Annotated in this window: 18 protein-coding genes and 1 tRNA gene; 9 read left to right on the forward strand and 10 right to left on the reverse strand. The window is 61.0% G+C overall.

Annotated features, from left to right (window positions below; all coding sequences use genetic code 11):
* Positions 1-24: 24 nt before the first annotated feature.
* Together WA070_RS16230 and WA070_RS16235 are read right to left on the reverse strand one after the other, a co-directional pair.
* Positions 25-672 (reverse strand): histidine phosphotransferase family protein, encoded by a 648-nt coding sequence (locus WA070_RS16230; RefSeq protein ID WP_422634965.1) that lies wholly within the window; start codon positions 670-672, stop codon positions 25-27.
* Between the two features lie 100 nt (positions 673-772).
* The gene (locus WA070_RS16235; protein WP_422634966.1) at positions 773-1,180 is read right to left on the reverse strand and encodes a M67 family metallopeptidase; all 408 of its coding nucleotides are present in this window, start codon (positions 1,178-1,180) and stop codon (positions 773-775) included.
* A gap of 17 nt (positions 1,181-1,197) precedes the next feature.
* Between WA070_RS16235 and WA070_RS16240 the strand changes: the two genes are divergently transcribed.
* The 3 genes from WA070_RS16240 (at position 1,198) to mtgA (ending at position 4,119) form a co-directional block, all read left to right on the forward strand.
* Complete coding sequence (locus WA070_RS16240; RefSeq protein ID WP_422634967.1) at positions 1,198-2,154, forward strand: RluA family pseudouridine synthase; 957 nt, start codon at positions 1,198-1,200, stop codon at positions 2,152-2,154.
* A gap of 77 nt (positions 2,155-2,231) precedes the next feature.
* Positions 2,232-3,146, forward strand: coding sequence for an RNA polymerase sigma factor RpoH (gene rpoH / locus WA070_RS16245; RefSeq protein WP_422634968.1), 915 nt, complete (start codon positions 2,232-2,234; stop codon positions 3,144-3,146).
* Between the two features lie 274 nt (positions 3,147-3,420).
* On the forward strand, positions 3,421-4,119 hold the full coding sequence (gene mtgA / locus WA070_RS16250) for a monofunctional biosynthetic peptidoglycan transglycosylase (RefSeq protein ID WP_422634969.1): 699 nt from the start codon (positions 3,421-3,423) through the stop codon (positions 4,117-4,119).
* Positions 4,120-4,195: 76 nt separating this feature from the next.
* On the opposite strand, the gene WA070_RS16255 is transcribed toward mtgA, so the two are convergent.
* The 6 genes from WA070_RS16255 to WA070_RS16280 all read right to left on the reverse strand — a co-directional run bounded on the left by WA070_RS16255 (position 4,196) and on the right by WA070_RS16280 (position 13,256).
* Positions 4,196-7,537, reverse strand: coding sequence for a TonB-dependent receptor (locus tag WA070_RS16255; RefSeq protein WP_422634970.1), 3,342 nt, complete (start codon positions 7,535-7,537; stop codon positions 4,196-4,198).
* A 356-nt stretch (positions 7,538-7,893) separates the two neighbouring features.
* Positions 7,894-9,162 carry an ATP-dependent Clp protease ATP-binding subunit ClpX gene (clpX, locus tag WA070_RS16260; protein WP_422634971.1) on the reverse strand — a complete coding sequence of 423 codons (1,269 nt, stop codon included), beginning with the start codon at positions 9,160-9,162 and terminating at the stop codon, positions 7,894-7,896.
* Positions 9,163-9,659: 497 nt separating this feature from the next.
* A complete protein-coding gene (gene clpP / locus WA070_RS16265) occupies positions 9,660-10,292 on the reverse strand; it encodes an ATP-dependent Clp endopeptidase proteolytic subunit ClpP (RefSeq protein ID WP_422634972.1) in 633 nt (210 codons plus the stop codon).
* 88 nt (positions 10,293-10,380) lie between these two features.
* Positions 10,381-11,358: a glycosyltransferase family 2 protein gene (locus WA070_RS16270; RefSeq protein ID WP_422635069.1), complete on the reverse strand. Its 978-nt coding sequence runs from the start codon at positions 11,356-11,358 to the stop codon at positions 10,381-10,383.
* 137 nt (positions 11,359-11,495) lie between these two features.
* The gene (tig, locus tag WA070_RS16275; RefSeq protein ID WP_422634973.1) at positions 11,496-13,112 is read right to left on the reverse strand and encodes a trigger factor; all 1,617 of its coding nucleotides are present in this window, start codon (positions 13,110-13,112) and stop codon (positions 11,496-11,498) included.
* Positions 13,113-13,171: 59 nt separating this feature from the next.
* Positions 13,172-13,256 (reverse strand) — tRNA-Leu (locus WA070_RS16280).
* A 123-nt stretch (positions 13,257-13,379) separates the two neighbouring features.
* Between WA070_RS16280 and WA070_RS16285 the strand changes: the two genes are divergently transcribed.
* The 3 genes from WA070_RS16285 to WA070_RS16295 all read left to right on the forward strand — a co-directional run bounded on the left by WA070_RS16285 (position 13,380) and on the right by WA070_RS16295 (position 15,322).
* Positions 13,380-13,571, forward strand: a complete 192-nt coding sequence (locus WA070_RS16285; RefSeq protein ID WP_422634974.1) for a hypothetical protein — start codon at positions 13,380-13,382, stop codon at positions 13,569-13,571.
* A gap of 199 nt (positions 13,572-13,770) precedes the next feature.
* Positions 13,771-14,376: an RNA polymerase sigma factor gene (locus WA070_RS16290; RefSeq protein WP_422634975.1), complete on the forward strand. Its 606-nt coding sequence runs from the start codon at positions 13,771-13,773 to the stop codon at positions 14,374-14,376.
* Positions 14,294-15,322 (forward strand): FecR family protein, encoded by a 1,029-nt coding sequence (locus WA070_RS16295; RefSeq protein ID WP_422634976.1) that lies wholly within the window; start codon positions 14,294-14,296, stop codon positions 15,320-15,322. Before WA070_RS16290 ends, WA070_RS16295 begins: the two co-directional genes overlap by 83 nt.
* A 3-nt stretch (positions 15,323-15,325) precedes the next feature.
* Here WA070_RS16295 and WA070_RS16300 read toward each other — a convergent pair whose 3' ends face one another.
* The gene (locus WA070_RS16300; protein ID WP_422634977.1) at positions 15,326-16,027 is read right to left on the reverse strand and encodes an NAD-dependent deacylase; all 702 of its coding nucleotides are present in this window, start codon (positions 16,025-16,027) and stop codon (positions 15,326-15,328) included.
* A 1,321-nt stretch (positions 16,028-17,348) separates the two neighbouring features.
* Here WA070_RS16300 and WA070_RS16305 point away from each other — a divergent pair.
* Positions 17,349-18,620 carry an ammonium transporter gene (locus tag WA070_RS16305; RefSeq protein WP_422634978.1) on the forward strand — a complete coding sequence of 424 codons (1,272 nt, stop codon included), beginning with the start codon at positions 17,349-17,351 and terminating at the stop codon, positions 18,618-18,620.
* Between the two features lie 5 nt (positions 18,621-18,625).
* The gene (locus tag WA070_RS16310; protein WP_422634979.1) at positions 18,626-19,471 is read left to right on the forward strand and encodes a glycosyltransferase; all 846 of its coding nucleotides are present in this window, start codon (positions 18,626-18,628) and stop codon (positions 19,469-19,471) included.
* On the opposite strand, the gene WA070_RS16315 is transcribed toward WA070_RS16310, so the two are convergent.
* Positions 19,468-20,820: an MFS transporter gene (locus tag WA070_RS16315; RefSeq protein ID WP_422634980.1), complete on the reverse strand. Its 1,353-nt coding sequence runs from the start codon at positions 20,818-20,820 to the stop codon at positions 19,468-19,470. The genes WA070_RS16310 and WA070_RS16315 overlap by 4 nt on opposite strands.
* A 164-nt stretch (positions 20,821-20,984) precedes the next feature.
* Between WA070_RS16315 and cyoA the strand changes: the two genes are divergently transcribed.
* Positions 20,985-22,115, forward strand: a complete 1,131-nt coding sequence (cyoA, locus tag WA070_RS16320; protein WP_422634981.1) for a ubiquinol oxidase subunit II — start codon at positions 20,985-20,987, stop codon at positions 22,113-22,115.
* Positions 22,116-22,234: the final 119 nt, after the last annotated feature.

Below are 22,234 nucleotides of genomic sequence, written 5' to 3' on the forward strand. Positions count from 1 at the left end.
ACGCGGCCCAACGACGCCCACCCCTTAATCGGGGATGGACGCGCCGAACAGCAGCATCGGTTCGCCCGGCGCAGACAGGGCAATCTCACCACCCGCACCAGTCACAAGAGCGCGCACCATCCAGGCAGCAGCCGTCCGCGACGCCAGCCCCTCAGGCGGCAGGGTTCCGGCCAGAGCCGCGCGCAGGTCGGGGTCCAGAACGACCTTTGGCCCTTCGCCCCGCACGACGATCTCCGTCACGCCGGGGCGCTTTTCCGCGCCGATGTCGAGTTGCCCGCCACGCACCAGCGCATCGCCGACGATCAGCGCGAGGTTGAGCAGAACCTTGACCGGCAATTTGCCGAGCATCTGTTCTTCGACCATCCAGCCGATCTTGACCCGGCCAGTGCCAGCGTACATGCCTTCGATCGCGACCTTGGCTTCGTGCGGTGGGACGGAGTCGCCGAACCCGCCAGCAGAGCCGAAAGCGAGGCGGAAGAATTTCAGCTTGTTGGCGGATGTCCGCGCGCTGTCGCCCAGCAGATCCATGCAGCGCTGGCGCATGTCCGGGTCGGTTTCGTCCGCCATCAGTTCCAGCCCGTTGTTGAGCGCGCCGACGGGGCTGAGCAAATCATGGCAGAGGCGCGAGCAAAGCAGGCTGGCGAATTCGATGCTGTCGATCGGATGAGTCATGGAGAGGTCTATGCTGCCGGATAGTGAAACGGGAAAGATGGCCTGTCTGGCTCATGCGCTGCCCCGACCGGCGATGCAAGCCCACAGCGCTGCCTTTCGCTCACCCGATGCACAGCGTCGCCGGAGCGAAAGCCACCTGGCCCGCTGCGATTTCCAGAGTGACCCATAGGGTAGAATGCGCACCCGCGACGATCAGCCATAGCGACCCGTCGGGTGCTGCGCTGGCCAGGTCGGTGGCGGACGGGGTGGCGATGCCGGAGGGGTGGGAGTGATAATGGCCCAGGATCGCGGGGCCGCCAGAGCGGGCCGCGCGGTGGGCCGCGAACAGGGTTATTGGATCCAATTCAAAGTGACGGGCCGGATCGGGCGCGACATTGGCAGCGGGCAGGATCGCGTCGATTCGGTCCGCGCCCGCCGCACCCAGCAGCAAGCCGCACACCTCCCCGCTGTCCACTGCGCAAAGCGCATGAATATGGTCGAGCAGCGATCTTGCAATATGGACCTTCATCCCTACATCCCTAGACAATGGGTTCGGGGGTTTCCATCATCGATGTCACGATCGGCACCGCTCAGGCGGGAATGCGGCTGGACCGGGCGCTGGCCGATCTGCTGCCCGACCTGTCGCGCGAACGGTTGAAGGCGCTGATCGGCGAAGGTCATGTCCAATCGCCTGACCCGGCCGCGAAGATCACTATCTCGGCCAAGGTCGCCATGGGCCAGCATTTCGCCATCACCCTGCCCGCCCCCGCCCCGCTCGATACGGTGGCGCAGGATATTCCGCTGACTATCATGTATGAAGATGCCGACCTGATCGTAGTGGACAAGCCTGCGGGCCTTGTCGTCCACCCGGCGGCAGGCAATCTGGACGGGACGTTGGTCAATGCTCTGCTGCATCATTGCCGGGGGCAATTATCGGGCATCGGCGGTGTGGCGCGGCCCGGCATCGTCCATCGCATCGATAAAGACACGTCAGGCCTGCTGGTCGTCGCCAAATCCGACAAGGCGCATGAGGGGCTGGCCAAGCAGTTCAAGGATCATAGCATCGAACGGCTCTATGCCGCGATCGTCTATGGCGTCCCCCTGCCGTCCAGTGGCAAGGTTGATGCGTGGATCGGCCGATCCGACGCTGATCGAAAAAAAATGGCGGTTCAGCGAGAAGGACGCGGCAAACATGCCGTCACCCACTATCGCACCGTGCAACGACTGGGCGACGCAGCGATGATCGAATGTCGGTTGGAAACCGGGCGCACGCATCAGGTCCGCGTGCATATGGGCCATATCGGACACCCCTTGATCGGCGACCCGGTTTACAGTAGAGACAAAAAAGGTTTCAAATCAATACTGGAAACGCTGAGTTTCAAAAGGCAGGCATTGCACGCCAAAAGCCTGGGGTTCATACATCCGGTATCGGGCGATCGGCTTATGTTCGAAAGTACACTGCCTGCCGATATGCAGGAACTGTTAAGCCTGCTCATCGTATAATGTTCGACAAGTTTGCGACGGTCTTTCGGACGCCTCTTCTGGGTCCGGCCTCGCATGAAAGGGAAAGGTGAAGCGACATGGCCAACAAGAGCAATGTCCCTGCGGTTCCGGCGCTGGGCGGTGAAGCCAGCCTCAACCGCTATCTTTCGGAGATTCGCAAGTTCCCCCTGCTCACCCCGGAGCAGGAATATATGCTCGCCAAGAGGTATGAGGAACATCAGGATCCCGAAGCAGCAGCCCAGCTGGTAACGTCGCATCTGCGCCTGGTGGCGAAGATCGCGATGGGATATCGCGGCTATGGCCTGCCGGTCAGCGAGCTGATTTCGGAAGGCAATATCGGCCTGATGCAGGGCGTGAAGAAGTTCGAGGCGGAACGTGGCTTCCGGCTCGCGACCTATGCGATGTGGTGGATCCGCGCCTCGATCCAGGAATTCATCCTGCGCTCTTGGAGCCTCGTCAAGATGGGCACCACCGCCGCGCAGAAGAAGCTGTTCTTCAACCTGCGCCGGATGAAGAATAATATCGAAGCGTTCGAGGATGGCGATCTGCGTCCCGAGGATGTGACCAAGATCGCCACCGATCTGGGCGTATCCGAACAGGATGTGATTTCCATGAACCGTCGCATGGCGATGGGCGGCGATACGTCGCTCAACGTCCCCATGCGCGAGGATGGCGAAGGCCAGTGGCAGGATTGGTTGCAGGACCATGACCCGTTGCAGGACGAGCGCGTCGCGGACGAGCAGGAAAAAACCATGCGTCACGAGATGCTGGAAGAGGCGATGACCGATCTCAACGATCGCGAAAAGCATATCCTGGCTGAACGCCGCCTGGCCGAAGACCCCAAGACGCTGGAAGAATTGTCGCAGGTCTATGGCGTATCGCGTGAGCGGGTTCGGCAGATCGAAGTGCGCGCGTTCGAGAAGCTGCAAAAGGCGATGATGCGGATTGCTGGCGATCGATTGACGCAGATTGCGCGCTTTGCCGCAGCCTGATTGGCGCTGATTTTGTTTTGAAGGAGGCTCCGGGGCGACTCGGAGCCTTTTTTTGTAGCGAAGGTTATGGGACGCGCTCCTTCGGTTGGGACGGGGCGGACTTACACCACCTCCGTTCGTTTCGAGCGCAGTCGAGAAACGGAAACATAGCCCTATCGGCTTCTCGGCTTCGCTCGAAGCGAACGGACGGGAGAAAGGCCATCGCGCAACCGCAAATGCGATCAAACACCCCGCGCGCTTGAAGTCGTCCCTGCGCTCGCGCTACGACGGGCGCATGATCTCAAAATCCTCGCCCTCCCCGCGCCGCCGTTTCCGCTGGATCGGCTTTCTCGTCAAAATCATTGTCGGCTTTGTCCTTGCCTCGCTCATCATGGTGGCGATCTATCGTTTCGTGCCGCCGCCGGTCACGCTGACGATGCTGTTTGACCCCAATGGCATCACCAAGGACTGGACCAGCCTGGACGCGATCGACCCGGACATGGCGCGCGCCGCAATCGCCGGAGAGGACAGCAAATTCTGCTCCCACCATGGCTTCGACGTCGACGCCATCGCCAGGGCCGCAATCCACAATGCCAGCGGCGGACGCATACGCGGCGGATCGACCATCAGCCAGCAGACCGCCAAGAATGTGTTTCTGTGGCAAGGCGGCGGATTCGTGCGCAAGGGGCTGGAGGCATGGTTCACCATGTTGATCGAGGCGATCTGGGGCAAGCAGCGGATCATGGAAGTCTATCTGAACGTCGCGGAGACCGGCATCGGCACCTATGGGGTGCAGGCTGGCGCGATCCGCTATTTCCACCATGGCGCAGGCAGGCTGACCCGCGCGGAAGCCGGCCGCATCGCCGCCGTATTGCCGCTGCCCAAAAAGCGCGCCGCCGTTGCGCCGGGCGGCTTCACCCGCCGATACGGCAACACCATCGCTGCGCGGATCGGCGTGGTGCAGCGGGATGGGTTGGATCGGTGCTTGCGGTGAGCGGAGCATAATCGAAGGCATGAAAAAGGGCGCGGAGTGATCCGCGCCCTTTTTTTGGTTTCGTTGATCGGTTCGATCAGAAGGTGAAACGCGCGCCGACACGAATGGTGTAGAGCGACTGACGCGAATAGATCGTGTCGGTCGGCGCGTTGGTCGGCGAAGTGTAGCGGTACTGCGCACAAGCCTGGCTCGTGTTGGCAGTCTGCTGAGCCGCGGTCGGGTTTGCACCCGTGGCGACCGGTGTCGTCAGACACTGAGCACGCACCGCGATCACATTGTACGGGAAGGCATATTCACGAATCTGGCCCCAATTTTTGTTCAGGAAGTTCGTGAAATTCTCGATGTCGGCAAACAGCGTGACGCGCGATCCGCCAAGGCCGGTCGGAATTTCCTGATCGACGTGAAGATCGATTTTCGTGAACCACTTGGCATTGAAGGCGTTACGTGGCGCGATCTTGCCACGGAATTTGCCAAGGCCAGTGCTGGCGACGAGACCCTCCACATAGCTTTGCGTGGCGGCATTGTCGTAGGATACCAACGGATCGTTCGGGCCGGTAGGCACATACAGCAGATAGCGCGAGTTTGAACCTGTCGTGCCGAAGATACCGCTACGCCCGGTCGAAACGTCCTGCATGGTGTAGCTGTACGGGCGGCCGATACGGGTTTCGCCGAACAGCGCGAAGTTCGTCTTGTAGTCGCCGAAGAACGCGTGGCTGAAGTTGAGGCGATATTTGAAGTTGTGCTTCACCTGATCGTTCGAAATACCATAGGCCGCGCCGTTGGCATCCAGGAACGCGCCATTGCCATAGTTGGACGAAGCGGTCGAGGATGTGGCCGGAGCCTGATCCTTGACGTCCTGCCACGTATAGCTTGCACCGATTTCCAGCCCGAAGTCGAAACGCTTGTCTATCCGCGCGACAGCGACATAGGAACGGCCCTTCGTGGTGTTGGTCAGGAACAGGTCGCTGTTGGTGTCGGCAAAGGTCGTCACCGACGCATAACGCACACGGCCATCTGGCGTGCGCAGCGCGGTCGGCCTTACGCGCAGGTCGCTGAAGAATACCTGATTGCGGACGTCCGAGTAGAACAGGTCGGCACCAAAGTTCCAGCCATTGCCCAGGAACGTGTCACGCGGTGCCCAGTCAGCCGAGATCGTGCCGCGCCATTGCGAAGGGATCTTGAACTTGTGATCCAGCGCATTGGTCGTTGCCGTCGCTGAGGACGCGGCGCTAGAGACCAGCGTGTTGGCGGCGGCTGGAATGGTCGTGCCGTTTACATTGTTCAGGATCGCGTCGCCCGTAGCGGCGGTAGCTCCGGTAACGCTGCCATCATTGTTGCGGCGCACGTCGATATTGTTCGACAGAAAGCCGGTGTTCGAGAAGCTGTTGGAGACATAGACGTCCGGCGAACCGCCCGAGAAGATACCGCCGCCCGCGCGGATCGACAGGTCGCTGGTCGGCTTGAAATCCAGGCCGACGCGCGGCTGGAAGATACCGCGACCATCGACATAGGCCTGGTTGGTAAAGCCGTAGCGGTTCACGAACGCCTGATTGAGCGCGGGCGTGCTGTCGCCACCATACATGTCATAGCGCGCGCCATAGGATAGCGTCAGCTTGTCGTTGATGCGCCAGTTGTCCTGAATACCGAAGGTGTATGACTGATAGCGGAACTTCGCTGCGGCATCGTTCGGATCGAGCGACGGCACCGCGTTAGTGTAACGCATACGCTGTGCATTACCGGCCTGGAAATCGGCGATCGAGTCGAAATAATAGTCGCCGGCGGTCCGCTGCACGAACAGGTTGAAAATCTTCGTATCCGAAAATTCGCCGAACACGCGCAGGTCATGATCATTCTGCGTCAGGCGCGCCTGCACCAGGCCACCATAGGTCTTGCTGGTAAGAGCGTTGGATTGACGCGAAACGTCGGGGCCGAAGCTGACCGTGCCATAACCAGGCTGGCAAGCGGTCGAAGCGCCGGTCCCGGCGGAACCGGGTGCCGAACGATCCGAAGTCGGTGCGGTGCAGACCTGGAACTGGGCAAAGCCGCGACCCATGATCGGATCCTGACCGCGCTTATAATCCTTGTAGAATGCACGCACTTCGGTTGAGAACTCGTCGGTCCATTCGGAGTTCAGCTGGAACACGCCGGTATGCAGGCGATTGGACGACACATAGCCGTTCGATTCCAGACCTAGGCCAGGGTTGCCGGTCGCAAAAGTGTTCTGGTTAAACTGGATCGAATCCTTGGTGTACATATAGGTCAGCGATGCACGCTGCGTGTCCGACAGGTTGGCGTCGATACGCGCCACCAGACGATCGTCGCGATCATCGGAATTATTCAGCACGCCGCCGGTGTCATAGCCATAGCGCGACTGGGCGATTCCCTGAATCTGCGACACCTGCGCGTCGGTAATGTTGGGGACAACCGTACCGGCATTGTTGCCCGCCGTGCCTTCGGCGATCGGCGTGCCAGCGCGGATACGTTCGCCAGCTACCATGAAGAACAGCCTGTCCTTGATGATCGGGCCGGAAATTTCCGCGCCGTAATTTTCATATTTGAAGTTCGGCAGGGTAACGCGACCAGTGGGGACGCCAGGGCCAGCCTTGGTCTTCTTGCCCGTCAGTTCATCCGACGAGTAGGAGTAGAAGCCCGTGCCATGAAATTCGTTGGTGCCGTTTTTCAGAATGGCGTTGATCGTTCCACCCTGGAAATTGCCTTCGCGCACGTCATAGGGCGCGACGCGTGTCTGGAACTGGCCGATCGCGTCCAGCGGCACAGGCGAGCGGCGGGTCGGCAGGCCATCGGGATTCAGACCGAAATTGTCCGTGACTGGCACGCCGTCGATCGTGAAGCGGTTGAAGCGCGCGTTCTGACCGGCAAACGATACAGCGCGGCCTGAGCCTTCGGCATAGTCGAGACGCGCGAAGGGATCGCGGCGCATCAGGTCGCGAATGTCGCGGTTCACCGATGCGACCTGCGCGATATCCGCAGCGGTCAGGACGGTGGTGGGGCCAGACCCCTTTGTGCCAGCACCCACGACGCTGGAAGCCGTGACGATGATGGCATCGCCATCGGCGTTCAGCGCGATCGGCAGATCATAGGGTTGTGCGACGACGGTGAAGATGTCGGTCACGTCCGTGCTTTGATAGCCATCGGCCACCACGCGAACAGTGAAAGGGCCGCCCACGCGCAGGCCGGTAGCCGTAAAGGTGCCATTGGCACTCGACGTGGCGTTTGTGACGGTGCCGGTGGGAACATGAGTGACCGTGACAACTGCGTTGCCGACAGGCGCGCCATCGGCCGTGACGGTGCCGCGCACCGACGACGTCGTTTCCTGCGCATGAGCAGGCGCAACCATGACGGTCGACATGCTTATGGAGGCGACGCCAGCCGCCAGCAGAATCTTCAAATGCTTCATACAGTTTCCCCTGCGATGACGGCCCCAGTCCGTCTGCCCCATGATGTCACCGAAACCCGCTCAATTGAGCAGACCCCATGAGCGAACCCTTTGCGATCATCAGATTGCAGGATTGTTACAGCGCACGCAGGATGATGTCATCAAAGTGCAATATCAGTTACGCTCATGTGACGTGGGAGACAGGTGCAACGAAAAAACCTATATTTCCGTACGGGAATTTAACAATATGAAGGGGCTTTTACACTATTGTAAAAGTGCAACGGTGCGACAAAATTCCGCATCGCGATATTGCGGCGCACAAAAAAGGGCCGGCGATTGCGCGCCGGCCCCGTCTCGATCGATTGGAAAAGCGAAAATCAGGCCGCGTCTTCGGCTCGTTTTTCTTTTTCGCTGAATACGCGAATCGGTTCTTTCTTGCCTGCGACCACATCGCGATCGACGACGACCTCGCCCACGCCCTGCATCGATGGCAGGTCGAACATGGTGTCGAGCAGGATCGCTTCCATAATGGAGCGCAGCCCGCGCGCGCCGGTCTTGCGTTCGATCGCCTTTCTGGCGATCGCGACCAGTGCGTCGTCGGTGAAGCTGAGTTCCACATTTTCCATGTCGAACAGCTTGCCATATTGCTTCACCAGCGCGTTCTTCGGTTCGCCCAGAATCTTGACCAGTGCGGCCACGTCCAGATCCTCCAGCGTCGCGATAACGGGCAAGCGACCGACAAATTCGGGGATCAGGCCGAATTTCAGCAGATCTTCCGGTTCGCTCTGGCGCAACAGTTCGCCGGTACGCCGCTCATCGGGTGCAGAGACATAAGCGCCGAAGCCGATCGACTTGGCTTCCAGACGATCGCCAATGATCTTTTCCAGGCCCGCAAAGGCGCCGCCGCAGATGAACAGGATGTTCGTCGTATCGACCTGCAAAAACTCCTGCTGCGGATGCTTGCGACCGCCCTGCGGCGGCACGGAGGCGGTGGTGCCTTCCATCAGCTTGAGCAGTGCCTGCTGCACGCCTTCGCCCGATACGTCGCGCGTGATCGACGGGTTCTCGGCCTTACGGCTGATCTTGTCGATTTCGTCGATGTAAACGATGCCGCGCTGCGCCTTTTCGACATTATAGTCGGATGCCTGGAGCAGCTTGAGGATGATGTTTTCCACATCCTCGCCGACATAGCCCGCCTCGGTCAGCGTGGTCGCGTCGGCCATGGTGAAGGGCACGTCGAACGTCTTGGCAAGCGTCTGCGCCAGCAACGTCTTGCCACAGCCGGTCGGACCGACGAGCAGGATGTTGGACTTGGCCAGTTCGACCTCACCCGGACGCGACCCGTGGTTCAGGCGCTTATAGTGATTATGGACCGCCACGGAAAGAACGCGCTTCGCACGATTCTGGCCGATGACGTAATCGTCGAGCACATCGCAAATCTCCTGCGGGGTCGGCACGCCGCCATCCTTTTTGCCGACGAGACCGCCCTTGGTCTCCTCGCGGATGATGTCGTTGCATAGCTCCACGCATTCGTCGCAGATGAATACGGTCGGCCCCGCAATCAGCTTACGCACCTCATGCTGCGATTTACCGCAAAAGGAGCAGTAGAGCGTACTTTTCGAATCGGAACCGGTCAATTTCGTCATTTTGCCTTCTTTCCTGCCACCCATTTCCCTTGCAGCGACAATGGAAACCGAATGACCGATATTAGTCCTTCATCCTAAACCGGTGATGAAGGAATACACAAGTAGCCATTCTTTGGACGATTCCGCAGACGGCCAGGTCGATTCCCCGCATTTGCGCGCAATGCCGACGCCCTGCCGGGTTAGAGCAACGGCTGAGCAAGGAAAGATGGACCTAAGATTGTCTCGCCATGCAACAGTTTCAAGGCCAGAAATCCACCCGGCGTCCAAGCTAAACGCTAAAGGTGAATGGCCGAAGGTGATTCGGCACAAGGCAGCCAACCGGGCCTGCGAGGGAACATCGCGATGTTGCGCGGCTGGGTCCGCCAGCGCAAAGAGCGAGCCGCCCTCGGCGCAGGCGTGGCCTGAACTTTCATCGCCCCTGACCGTCCATAAATAAAGCGGGCACCTGTCGATCGATCGGATCGGCAGGCGCCCGCCTTCTGTTCATTCTGGCGAAGTCAGTCTTCGGTGGTTTCCGCGACAGGGCGGCGATCAAACACTTCGTCGACCAGACCGAAGGCCTTGGCTTCGTCGGCTTCCAGGAAGGTGTCGCGGTCCATTGCCTTTTCGACGGCTTCCAGCGTCTGGCCGGTATATTTGACGTAGAGGTCATTCAGGCGACGACGGATACGCAGGATTTCCTTGGCCTGAATCTCGATGTCGCTGGCCATGCCCTGCGCCCCGCCCGAAGGCTGATGCACCATGATGCGGGCGTTGCCGAGCGCGATGCGCTTGCCCGGCTGACCGGCGGCCAGCAGGAAGCTGCCCATCGAGGCAGCCTGACCGATGCACACGGTGCCGACCTGCGGACGGATATATTGCATGGTATCGTGGATCGCCATGCCCGCCGTCACTACGCCGCCCGGCGAGTTGATGTACATCCAGATGTCCTTTTTCGGATTTTCCGATTCAAGGAACAGAAGCTGGGCGACGATCAGCGAGGCCATATGATCTTCCACCTGGCCGGTCACGAAGATGATCCGTTCGCGCAGCAGGCGCGAGAAGATGTCGAAGCTGCGCTCGCCACGGTTCGACTGTTCGATGACGATAGGAACCAGCGCGGCCATGGGATCATGCATGATGTTGGTCATTATACTCTTTCGGTCTGGTGCTTTTGCCCACCCCCTACATCGGCACAAACGGCGAATGGTTCAAGGGGGCGTATGCGGGTGAGGACGTTCAGTCGCGGCGGGCGAAGTCGGACGGCGCGCGGAAGGTGAGATAGGCGAGCCGTCGCACTTCGCGCCGTCCCCGCACGACGGTGTCGAGGATGAGGCCGCACATGGCGGACAGCGTGGCCAATATCATCAGCCCCGTGACGAGAATGGCGGTCGGCACACGCGGCACCAGCCCGGTCTTCATATAGGTCAGGATCAGCGGCACCGCGAGGCCAAAGCCCAGCGCCGCCAGAAACGCCGCGATGATGCCGAAGAAGAGGACCGGCCGCTCGATACGATACAGGGTGATGATGGTGCGCAGGATGCGCCAGCCGTCGCGATAGGTGGACAGTTTGCTGACCGATCCTTCGGGCCGCGCGCCATAGGCGGTCATGACTTCGGCGACCGGCATGGCGAGTTCGAGGGCGTGGACGCTGATTTCCGTCTCGATCTCAAAACCCGCCGACAGGACCGGGAAACTCTTGACGAAGCGTCGTGAGAAAACCCTGTAACCCGATAGGATGTCAGTGAAACTGCGCCCGAACAATTGTTTGAGCAGGCCGGTCAGCGCCCAGTTGCCGATGCGGTGGCCGGGGCGATAGGCTTCCTGCACTGCGCTGCGGCGGCACCCCACGACCATGTCGAGATTATCTTCCAGCATGGCGGCGACCATCGCGGGGGCAGCGGCGGCTTCGTAGGTCGCGTCGCCATCCGCCATGATATAGATGTCGGCGTCGATGTCGGCGAACATGCGGCGCACGACATGGCCCTTGCCCTGTTGCGGCACGCGGCGGACGATCGCCCCTGCCCCGGCGGCCAGCGCCCGGCTGTCGTCGCTGCTGTTATTGTCGAAGACATAGATGTCGGCATGGGGCAGCGCGCGGCGGAAATCGGCGACCGTCTGCACGATCGCGCCCGCTTCATTATAGCAGGGCAGGATCACCGCGATGCGCGGGATGGCCAGAGCCGTGTCGCTGTCCAACGCCGGAAATTCCTTCATCGCCCCCTCAAATCCCGTCATGATGCCACCCCATTATGCGTTTTTGCGGTTAATATTTCATCTGTCACGCGGGGCAGATATGAAAAGCGCCCGCGCTTCACGAGGAAGGCGGGCGCTTTGCATGACGGGCGTCAGGCTTATTCAGCCTTGGCAGCGGCCTTTTTGGGAGCAGCCTTTTTCTTGGGCTTTTCCTCAGCTGCGGCATCGGCCGGCGCGTCGGCGGCTACAGCCTCGTCCTTCTTGGCTGCAGCCTTCTTGGCGGCTGGCTTCTTGGCAGGCGCATCCTCGGCCGCTGGCGCGTCGGCGTCAGGCGCTGCCTCTTCGGCTTCGGCAGCCTTCTTCTTGGATGCAGCCTTCTTGGCCTTGGGCTTGTCGTCATGGTCATGACCGCAATCGGGACCGTGGACGTGGGGCTTGATGTCGCCATCTTCGGCTTCGATCGCTGCTTCCAGCTCTTCCTTGGTCACCGCGCGATCGGTGACTTCTGCCTTTTCGAACAGGAAGTCGACGACCTTATCTTCATAGAGCGGCGCACGAAGCTGCGCGGCGGCCATGGGGTCCTGGCGGACATATTGGATGAAGCGTTCGCGATCCTGCGCGCCATATTGCTGTGCGGCCTGCATGATCAGGCGGTTCATTTCCTGATCGGAAACAGTCACGCCATTGGCCTGGCCGATTTCGGAGAGCAGCAGGCCCAGACGCACGCGACGCACGGCAATGGCGCGATAGTCTTCCTTCTCGGCTTCCATCTCGGCCAGCGCGGCTTCGGGGTCTGCCTCATGACCGGCTTCATGCTGAAGCTGCGACCAGATCTGGTTGAACTCGGCTTCCACCATGCTGGGCGGCACGTCGAAGTCATGGCTCGCGGCCAGTTGGTCGAGCAGCTTGCGCTTCATATGGGTGCGGGTCAGGCCATTATGTTCCTGCTCGATCTGGCCCTTGAGCAGATCCTTGAGCTGGCTCAGCCCTTCCAGACCCAGGGACTTGGCGAATTCGTCGTCCAGCTTGGGCTTGTCACCGTCGAGGATGGACTTCACCGTGATGTCGAAGGTCGCCAGCTTGCCGGCCAGATGGGCCGCGCCATAATCTTCGGGGAAGGTGACTTCGATCGTCTTTTCGTCGCCCTTCCTGGCGCCGGTCAGCTGCTCTTCGAAGCCGGGGATGAACTGGCCAGCGCCGATCGTCAGCTTGACGTCCTGCGCCGCGCCGCCTTCAAAGGCTTCCCCGTCAACCTTGCCCAGGAAATCGATGGTCAGCGTGTCGCCATCCTGCGCCGCATGATCGGCAGCGCGTTCTTCCAGAGCGCCCTGTTGCGCGGCGATGCGGCCAGCGGCCTCGTCAACCTGCGCTTCGGCGACTTCGACGGTCAGCCGTTCCAGCTTCAGGCCATCGACGCTGGGCGCTGCGATTTCAGGCAACACTTCGAGTGCGACCTTGATTTCCGCATCCTTGCCGAAATCGAACCCTTCGTCCAGTTCGACCGAAGGCTGCATTGCGGGGCGCAGCTTTTGGTCAGCGATCAGACGCTGGATGCTGTCCTGAATCGAATTGTTGAGCGCGTCGCGCTGCAAGGCTTCGCCATGCATCTTCTTGACGAGATTGGCGGGCACCTTGCCAGGACGGAAGCCAGGCATCCGCACTTGCGGCGCCATGGTCTGCACTTCCTTTTCCACGCGGGCGTCGATATCCTTCGACGTGATGGTGACAGTGTAGGCGCGCTTAAGGCCCTCGTTCAACGTCTCGACAGTCTGCATCTCTTCTCTCAAACGCTTTCTTCAGCTGAATTTCGGTGGCGTTCCCACGATCGGCGCACTGGTGCGGGCGAAGGGACTCGAACCCCCACATCTTGCAATGCCAGAACCTAAATCTGGTGCGTCTACCAATTTCGCCACGCCCGCATAGGTCGCCGGTCGGCGCGGCATAGAGAAAAGCGGTGCGGTAGGCAAGGGATAGTCGAGTCGCTTTGGAACCGGCTCTGCGCTCCAAACGTAGGTCATGTGAATTACACAGGAGAGACTCTCATGGCCAGCCGTCCCGATCCATCGCCAGACGCGGTTCCCGCACCGGACATCATCGAGCCACAGTCCCCCGATGAGATCGTTCCGCCCAATTCACCCGCCGAATTGCCGATGACGGAACCCGACGAAATCGTCCCCGTTGGGCCAGATTATGACCAGCCCGACAGCACTCCGCCGGAAATCCCGGTCGACTGATATAGCGGAAAGCGGATAATCGAGCGTTTAAGACAGTTATCCACAGGAATTTGACCAGCGCGGGAACTTTTTTCCCGATCCCTGAAAATTACCGTGTCCCGCGCTGGACAAGTGCCTGCGAGCATGATTGGATCACGTCATAAAGAAGAAACATTAAAAAATGCTGGAGAGGCGCGGCTGACGAGATCAGGGGGTCAACGTGCATAGGGTTCGGGCAAAACTGGAATGGTTCAAGACGGTCATCCTGCCACAGGAAGCCGCCCTGCGTGGTCGCCTGCGCCGGATACTCCCGTCCACGCACGAACTGGAGGATATGGTTGCCGAAGTCCTGGCCCGCGCTTATGCAGCGGACAATTGGGAAAATGTGACGACTGGCCGCGCCTATCTGTTCACGATCGCCCGCAACCTCGTCATCGACACCGCCCGCCGCAACAAGGTCGTCAGCTTCGAAACGATCGCCGATCTGGAATTGCTGGGCGGCGAAAACACGATCGAAGCACAATTGCAGGCCCGCGAAGCATTGCGTGAGGTAGAGGCGATCGTCGAGTCGCTGCCCACCCAGTGCCGCCGCGTATTCATCCTGCGAAGAATTCACGAAAAATCGATGCTGGAAATAGCGGAGGAGATGTCCCTGTCCGTTTCTACTGTTGAAAAACATCTGGCCAAAGCCATCGCAATAGTTATGCGGGCATGGGCGGAACGTGAGGAAACGGACTTCGAACGTGCAGGTGTCGGGACCAGAAACAGGCTGCACAAGCAGGCAAGCGATAGAGGCGGAAGCCGCGCGCCTGCTGGCCAGGCTTAACAACGACCCCAGTCCCCAGGACGAAACGGAAATTTGCGCGTGGATCGAGGCTGATCCGCGTCACGGCGTCGCCTTCGCCCACGCCGAAGCAGCATGGGAAGCCGCCGAGCGCCTGAAGAGCGCCGCTGCCGATGTCACCCTGCCCCCGATGGCGCAGATCGTCAGCGAAGAACAACAACGCCGTCTATCTCGCAATATATGGGTCGTCGCTGCCGTCGCGGTGATGCTGTTCCTGATCGCCGCCATCGTCACTGTCCGCACGTTCAGCGGGGTGGAACGCTATGCAACGCCCATCGGCGAAATCCGCAGCATCGCTCTTTCGGACGGATCCACCCTGCGCCTGAACAGCGATAGCGAGGCGGAAGTTCGCTTTACCGCCAATGGCCGCAAAGTGCGCGTGATGAAGGGCGAAGCATCGTTCGACGTCGCCCACGACGCCAGCCGCCCGTTCGATGTGGAGGTCCGCTCCGCCATCATCCGCGCCGTCGGCACGGCCTTCAACGTGCGGATTCGTCCTTCACTTGTTGAACTGACCGTCACCAGGGGTGCGGTCGCGGTCCATTCTGGCGATAACGCCAGCCAGCAGGTGCGCGCAGGTGCGGGTGCCGTCATTCAACCGCGCAGCGTCGCGCTGACCCGACTCGATCCCCGGCTGGTCGACCAGCGCGTCGCGTGGCGTGACCAGATGGTCGAGCTGAACGGCGAAACGATCGAGCAGGCGACAGGCGAGTTCAATCGCTATCGCACCACACCGATCCTGATCGGCGACACGCGCATATCGGCCCTGCGCATCGGCGGTCGTTTTCGCGTGACGGACAGCCGCGAATTCCTGACCGCGCTGCAATTTAGCCTGCCCGTCCGCGCCGTGCATGGCGAGGATGGATCGGTCATGCTGCTCTATCGCGATGACGAACCGGGCGCGCAGGTGGATACGGCGTCGCTCTGACGTTCAGCCAAGCAGGTCCGCGACGAAGGCTGGCACCAACTCGCTGGCCGGGCCAAGCCGGGTTTCATCGAACAGATCGCTGCCCGCCGAACGATCCAGATTGAGTTCCAGCGTGCGTGCGCCTGCCCGCCGCGCGGCGTCCACGAAACCGGCGGCAGGATAGACTGCGCCCGACGTGCCGATCGACACGAACAGATCGGCCTGCTCGATCGCGGCGTAAATCTCTTCCATCGCATAGGGCATTTCGCCGAAAAACACGATGTCGGGGCGCAGCGCCGGGCGGGCGCAACCGGAACAGGGCGTGCCGGGCGGCAATGGACCATCCCACGCCACCGCCTTGCCGCACGCTGCGCAGAGCGCCGATTTCAGTTCGCCATGCATATGGATGAGGCGTTTGGTTCCGGCCCGTTCATGCAGGTCATCGACATTCTGGGTGACGATCAGCAAGTCGCCGCCCCACGACTGATCCAGCGTTGCCAATGCGGCATGCGCGGGGTTGGGCGCGATGTCCGCCAGTTTTGCGCGGCGCTCGTCATAAAAGCGATGCACCAGCGCGGGATTGCGCGCGATCGCTTCGGGCGTGCAGACATCCTCCACCCGATGTCCCTCCCACAGGCCATCCGGACCGCGAAAGGTCGCAAGGCCGCTTTCGGCGGAAATGCCAGCGCCGGTGAGGATCACGATGTTGCGGGTGTGGGATGTCATGGGGTGGGTATATCGGTGGATTGGCGCGGCGGGAATGGGGAGATTGCAGATGCCATCACTCCATCGTCATCCCGCGACGGCGGGGGAGGAATCTCTTACCTTTTGATCTTGAGAATTGGGGAGATGGGTGCCCGCCTTCGCGGGGATGACAATGTAGGGTGGGGAGCGGACTGTCTGGTTTGAGCTGCCATTAAAGGTAGCTCACGTTGCGACGTGAAGATGGTGATCGAGCTTTATCGTCTATTTCTACTCGCCCGTCATTGGGCCTGCGTAATCTGCTCCGCCACTAACTCTGTTCGTTTTCCGTCATCGAAGAGGCGTCCACGCACTCTAACTTTGTAACTTGGCCATCCATCGGCATTGGTCGGCCGATGGAAATGCATACGCAACGCGTCATCTGTGGCGTTAGGGGTTAGGCGGAAAGAATCGCCTACTACGCGCCTGTCGTCGGACACGAAGGCTGTGACCTCCAGACCTAATGTAAGTGTGCCGACGGCATCAACGCGGATAACAGTCTTCGCGCATTGTGACGGAGGCAATCTCGTCGAAACAAGGCCACCAATAAGCCGATCCCAGAGAACAATTCCACATGGCTGGAACAGAAGGGATGCGAACCAGATTGAGAACGCGATAAACCACAGGAGACTGACGCAAAGGACAAAACCAAATAAGCCCCTCCCCAATGCCTTTACACGCAATTTTGATCGCGCTTTCATCGAAGTTCCTTTGCCGCAGTTTATGATGGCACAGGCTCTAAATGTCCGCAAATGGGCAGTGCGACGTCAGACGGTTATGACAACAAATGGTCGTCCCCCATCATCCTCCCCTTGCAGGGGGACCGTTGCGAAATACGGATTCCATTAAGAATTATCGTCATTCCCGCGCAGGCGGGAATCCATACTCTCACCTTATCGTCTTGATTTTAGGTCCGGAGATGGATCCCTGCCTGCGCGGGGATGACGTGAAAATTTGTGAATAACGTATTTCGCAACGCCCCCCCTGCAACGCAGGGCTATCGCATATGACATTGGCTGACTCGACGCGTCACCCTGAACTCGTTTAGCTGCGCTGGCCTGCGGCTCAGGGTCCATTTCTCCTCAAACGCGAAGGCTTTTGGCGCGCAATGGATGCTGAAACAAGTTCAGCATGACGAAGTGAAATCGGAATATGTTCATATGCGATAGCCCTACCCTGCAAGGGGAGGATGATGGAGTCGGCTTTTGGGCGCTTGGCCGCCTTTGCTTGCCGAGCCTCCCTGTTTATCGAAGTGTTTACCCCGCCCGGCTAGACCGTCCCCCTCTTTCGATTGCCGGATTGCCCCATGCGCATTGCCCTGACACTGCCTTTCATCGCTCTGCTCGCCCTGCCCCAGCCTGCTCTGGCGCAGGTTGCCGTGGCGGATAGTGGGGATACGGCGTGGATGATTGTGTGCGCTTTGCTGTTGTTGCTCGCGGCGTTGCCGGGACTGGCGCTGCGCCATGCGGGGCAGGTCAATGTGCGCAATGCGCTGGCGGTCGTGGCGCAGGGCGGCGCGGTGGCGGCGGTCGTGTCGCTTGTATGGGGACTGGCGGGCTATAGCCTGACCTTTGCGCCCGGCAGTCCCTGGCTGGGCGGCGGCGCGAACCTGTCGCTCGCCAATCTGGGGCAGTTGCGTGACGGGTTGACCGTGCCGGAATCCGCTTTCGTCCTGTTTCAGATGATGCTGGCGGTGTTTGCCGCCGGGCTGCTGGTCGGGGCCGTTGCAGAGCGCGCGCGGATCGGCTGGTTCGTCGCGTTCGCGCCTTTGTGGCTGTTGCTGGTCTATGCCCCGATCGCGCATGCGGTGTGGGGCGGCGGCTGGCTGGCGGCGATCGGCGTCATGGATTTCGCCGGTGGCTTGGTGATCCATGTGACCGCAGGCTTTTCCGGTCTGGCGCTGGCCCTCATCGCCGGTCGGCGGTCGGCGGCATCCGATCCGGGTCACGCGCCGTTGTTGACCATCGTCGGCGGCGGACTGTTGTGGGTTGGGCTGGCCGGAGCGGTCGGCGGATGGGCGCTCGGCGCGACGGACGATGCGGCCACGGCGATATTGAACCATCATTTTGCGGCTTGTGCGGCGGCGCTCGTCTGGGCGTTGCTCGACCGGCTGTTGGGCGCACGGACGCGCGCGACCGGGATATTGACCGGCGCGCTGGCGGGAATCGCCGCGATTTCGGCATCCGCCGCGCTGGTCGGCACTGGCGGCGCGATGATGATCGGGGTGATGGCGGCGCTTGTCTGCCGCCTGTGCGCCGGGCTGGTGCGCGCGCGCGTGGACGATAGCGCGGACATGTTCGTCATCCACGGCATCGGCGGCGCGCTCGGCATCATGGCTTTGCCCGTTTTCGCCCTGCCGCTGATGGGTGGCGTGGGGTTCGATACCAATATCACTTTGCACAGCGCATTGCTGGCGCAGGCAATCGGCCTTGTCGTCGTCGCGCTGTGGGCGATGGTGGGCAGCGCGATTGCCGCGCTGATCGTGTCCGTCGTCATGCCGATGCGCGTCGATGCACAGCAGGAACGCGATGGACAGGATGCCAGCGTGCATGGCCAGCAGGCGTGGGATTTCCGATAAGCGCGATGTCAGTCGCCGTCGCCATCTTTGCCCATCAGGAGGAGCGGCGGATCGCCGCCTGCCTCGCTTCGCTGCCGCTCGACCGGACTGAAACGCTGTTTCATGTATTGGTCAACGGCACGACCGATGCCACGGTAGCGCGGGCGCGGGAGGTGGCAGGCGAGCGCGCGAACGTCATAGTCCATGACATCGCAGCGGGCGGAAAATCACGCACCTGGAACCATATGGTCCACACCCTGCTGACCGGACAGGAAAGCGCAGTCGTCTTCATGGACGGCGATGCGCAGATCGTGGCGGGGTCCATCGATGCGCTGATTGCCGATCTGGGCGCGCAGGACGATGCCAATGCCGTCGCGGGTATGCCGATGAACGGGCGGATGGCACAAAGCTATCGCGATGACATCAAACGCGACGGCGGGCTGTTCGGCGATCTTTATGCGCTGTCGGGGACGTTCGTGGGGGCGATCCGTGCGCGTGGGTTGCGCTTGCCCGATGACCTGATCGGTGACGACGGGCTGGTGGCGGCATGGGCGCACACCGATCTGGGACCGGACGGACAGTGGCGGGATGCTGGCGTCATCGTCTGCGACGACGCCGGGTTCCTGTGCGAACAGGTCAGCCTGCTGCGTCCCTCCACATGGATCATGCAATATAAGCGGCTGACCAATTATTCGGTGCGCTTTTTCCAGAACCGCATCGTGTCGGACATCATGACACGCAAGGGGCCTGATGGACTGCCCCCGCGTCTGTCTAGCCTCTATGCCGACTGGCTGCCACGCTTTACGCCCCGCCCCGGCCTGACCGGCTGGTTCGACCGCAAGGCGTTACGGAAGATGCGCGCTGCTGCTTAACGGTCGCGCCCGCCCAGTTCCTTGTTCACGAACAGGGCGATGCCGGTGACGATCGCGCCCGACAGCAGATAAGCGCCCGAAGCGATCAGCCCGAACCGCGCGGAAATCGCCAGCGCGACCAAAGGCGCAAAGCCCGCGCCCACCAGCCATGCCAGGTCCGACGTCAGCGCCGATCCGGTATAGCGCGTGGCCGAGCGGAAGTTGGACGCGACCACGCCTGAAGACTGGCCAAAGCTCAGCCCCAGCAGGATGAAGCCGATCACCATGAATGCGACCTCGCCAAGGTCGCCGCCATCCAGCAGCAGCGGGGCGGCAACCGCGAAGATGGCGATGCCCACGGCGGAGTAGGCAAGCAGCGTGCGCCGCCCTACCATGTCCGCGACGAAGCCAGATACGATGATCGCCAGCACACCCACGAACGCACCGATCACTTCGATCATCAGGAAGCGTTCGAGCGGCTGGTCGGTGTAGAGCGCGATCCACGACAGCGGGAATACCGTGACCATGTGGAACAGTGCGAAGCTGGCCAACGGTGCGAACGCACCGATGACGATGTTGCGCCCTTCGGAGCGAATGGTTTCCACCACCGGCGAAGGCTGCAATTCGCGCGATTCGTACAGGCGCGCAAATTCCTCCGTCACGACGATGCGCAGCCGGGCAAACAGCGCCACCACGTTGATAGCAAAGGCCACGAAAAAGGGATAGCGCCAGCCCCAGTCGAGGAAGTCGGCGCGCGAGAGCGTATTGAGGAAGAAGGCGAACAGGCCCGCCGTCACGATCAACGCCAGCGGCGCGCCCAGTTGCGGCATCATCGCATACCAGCCGCGCTTTTCCTTGGGCGCGTTGAGCGAGAGTAGCGACGCCAGCCCGTCCCATGTGCCACCCAGCGCCACGCCCTGTCCCGCGCGGAACAGCGCCAGCAGAATCGCGGCCCAATGCCCAATCGTCTCATAGCCCGGCAGGAAGGCGATGGCCGCCGTCGATCCGCCTAGCAGGAACAGGGCGATGGTCAGCTTGACGCCGCGCCCGAAACGCCGGTCCACCGCCATGAAGATGAAAGACCCGATTGGCCGTGTGACGAAGGCGAGTGCGAAAATGGCGAATGACCAGAGCGTGCCCGCCAACGGCGTCAGATAGGGAAAGACATGCGCGGGAAAGACGATGCAGGATGCGATGGCATAGACGAAGAAGTCGAAAAATTCCGATGTCCGCCCGATGATGACGCCGATGGCGATTTCGCCCGGCGCGATCTTCTTGCCCTTATGCGCGGCATGCAACGCGCGCACGTCGCGTTCCGCCTGAGTCGAATTAGGCTCGGTCGAGTTGGGCGTGGTCGTCGCGGAAGTCATGCTGTGTCACCGGCCTTCATACTGCGGGAACGATTGATTATCATACATCGTTGCACGACGAATCGCCCCGTGGTCATTTACGGCAATGCCCTATTTTGCAGCCGCACAGGGATAGGACAAAAGGTCCAATGTCGATTCCCCGATTTCAGGATTATGCGGGCATCATGACAGCTCGCCAACTGCCCATCACCCGCGCGATTCTGCGCCTGACCGCCCCTTTCATGCTGCTGCCCCTGGGGGCATGCAACTGGGTGGTCATGTCGCCTGCCGGTGACGTTGCAGTGCAGCAACGCGACCTCATCCTGATTTCGACGATGCTGATGCTGCTCATCATCATTCCGGTGATGGCGCTGACCGTATTTTTCGCATGGAAATATCGGGAAAAGGCGAAGGCGCAGGATTATGATCCCGACTGGGATCATTCGACCAGCCTGGAACTGCTGATCTGGTCGGCGCCTTTGCTCATCATCATCGCGCTGGGCGCGGTGACGTGGAGCAGCACGCATCTGCTCGACCCCTATCGCCCGATCGAGCGTGTGGACAAGACGCGCAAGATCGATCCGGCCGCCAAGCGCTTGCAGGTCGAAGTGGTGGCGATGGACTGGAAATGGATGTTCATCTACCCCGAACTGGGTATCGCGACGGTCAACGAACTGGCAGCGCCGGTCGATCAGCCGATCGAATTCAAGATCACCTCCTCATCGATCATGAACAGCTTCTTCGTGCCTGCGCTGGCGGGGCAGATTTATGCGATGCCGGGCATGCAGACGACTCTCCACGCGATCGCCAATCGACCCGGCACGTTCGACGGATTTTCCGCCAACTATTCCGGCGCCGGGTTCAGCCATATGCGCTTCAAATTCCATGCGATGGATCAGGCCGGTTTCGCCCAGTGGGTCGCCAAGGTGAAGGCGAGCGGCACGACGCTGGACCGCGCGGCCTATGTGAAGCTGGAACAGCCAAGCGAGAAAGTGCCGCCGATGTATTTCGGCGGGGTCGAACCCAGGCTGTTCCATGCCGCGCTCAACATGTGCGCGCAACCGGGCAAGAAATGCATGGACGCCGTCATGATGACGGACATGCGCGGCGGCGCGGGCAAGGAATCGGCGCGCGATACGCAGGGGCTGCGCCATGACGGCACGATCGACGTGGGCGGCTATGCCCCGGTCGAACCGGGCATGAAGGGCGAAATCGCCCAGCCTGCCGGCATGACCCCTGCGGCCAAACGCACGCCCGCCGCGCAGGGCAATCAAGCGCCGGGGCAAAAGGATGCGGATGGGCATCATGGCCACTGATACAGCTTTAGCGCGCGCCCGCTTCGAGAGGGTGACACCCCTCCGTCTGGCTACGCCATCCACCTCCCCTGCGAGGGGAGGATCATTCTCCACCTACTCACCCCTTTCAAGGCGGTAAC

The organism is Sphingobium sp. (genome assembly GCF_049304695.1).
In the GTDB taxonomy this organism is placed as follows: domain Bacteria; phylum Pseudomonadota; class Alphaproteobacteria; order Sphingomonadales; family Sphingomonadaceae; genus Sphingobium.

Excerpts from the sequence above, each read along its gene's own strand:
- WA070_RS16255 (WP_422634970.1), bottom strand. The coding sequence starts at position 7,537 with ATGAAGCATTTGAAGATTCTGCTGGCGGCTGGCGTCGCCTCCATAAGC.
- clpX (WP_422634971.1), bottom strand. The coding sequence starts at position 9,162 with ATGACGAAATTGACCGGTTCCGATTCGAAAAGTACGCTCTACTGCTCC.
- WA070_RS16315 (WP_422634980.1), bottom strand. The coding sequence starts at position 20,820 with ATGACTTCCGCGACGACCACGCCCAACTCGACCGAGCCTAATTCGACT.
- WA070_RS16310 (WP_422634979.1), top strand. The coding sequence starts at position 18,626 with ATGTCAGTCGCCGTCGCCATCTTTGCCCATCAGGAGGAGCGGCGGATC.
- WA070_RS16270 (WP_422635069.1), bottom strand. The coding sequence starts at position 11,358 with ATGAAGGAATTTCCGGCGTTGGACAGCGACACGGCTCTGGCCATCCCG.
- rpoH (WP_422634968.1), top strand. The coding sequence starts at position 2,232 with ATGGCCAACAAGAGCAATGTCCCTGCGGTTCCGGCGCTGGGCGGTGAA.
- WA070_RS16285 (WP_422634974.1), top strand. The coding sequence starts at position 13,380 with ATGGCCAGCCGTCCCGATCCATCGCCAGACGCGGTTCCCGCACCGGAC.
- WA070_RS16300 (WP_422634977.1), bottom strand. The coding sequence starts at position 16,027 with ATGACATCCCACACCCGCAACATCGTGATCCTCACCGGCGCTGGCATT.
- WA070_RS16240 (WP_422634967.1), top strand. The coding sequence starts at position 1,198 with ATGGGTTCGGGGGTTTCCATCATCGATGTCACGATCGGCACCGCTCAG.
- mtgA (WP_422634969.1), top strand. The coding sequence starts at position 3,421 with ATGATCTCAAAATCCTCGCCCTCCCCGCGCCGCCGTTTCCGCTGGATC.
- WA070_RS16230 (WP_422634965.1), bottom strand. The coding sequence starts at position 672 with ATGACTCATCCGATCGACAGCATCGAATTCGCCAGCCTGCTTTGCTCG.
- WA070_RS16235 (WP_422634966.1), bottom strand. The coding sequence starts at position 1,180 with ATGAAGGTCCATATTGCAAGATCGCTGCTCGACCATATTCATGCGCTT.
- clpP (WP_422634972.1), bottom strand. The coding sequence starts at position 10,292 with ATGACCAACATCATGCATGATCCCATGGCCGCGCTGGTTCCTATCGTC.
- tig (WP_422634973.1), bottom strand. The coding sequence starts at position 13,112 with ATGCAGACTGTCGAGACGTTGAACGAGGGCCTTAAGCGCGCCTACACT.
- cyoA (WP_422634981.1), top strand. The coding sequence starts at position 20,985 with ATGACAGCTCGCCAACTGCCCATCACCCGCGCGATTCTGCGCCTGACC.
- WA070_RS16305 (WP_422634978.1), top strand. The coding sequence starts at position 17,349 with ATGCGCATTGCCCTGACACTGCCTTTCATCGCTCTGCTCGCCCTGCCC.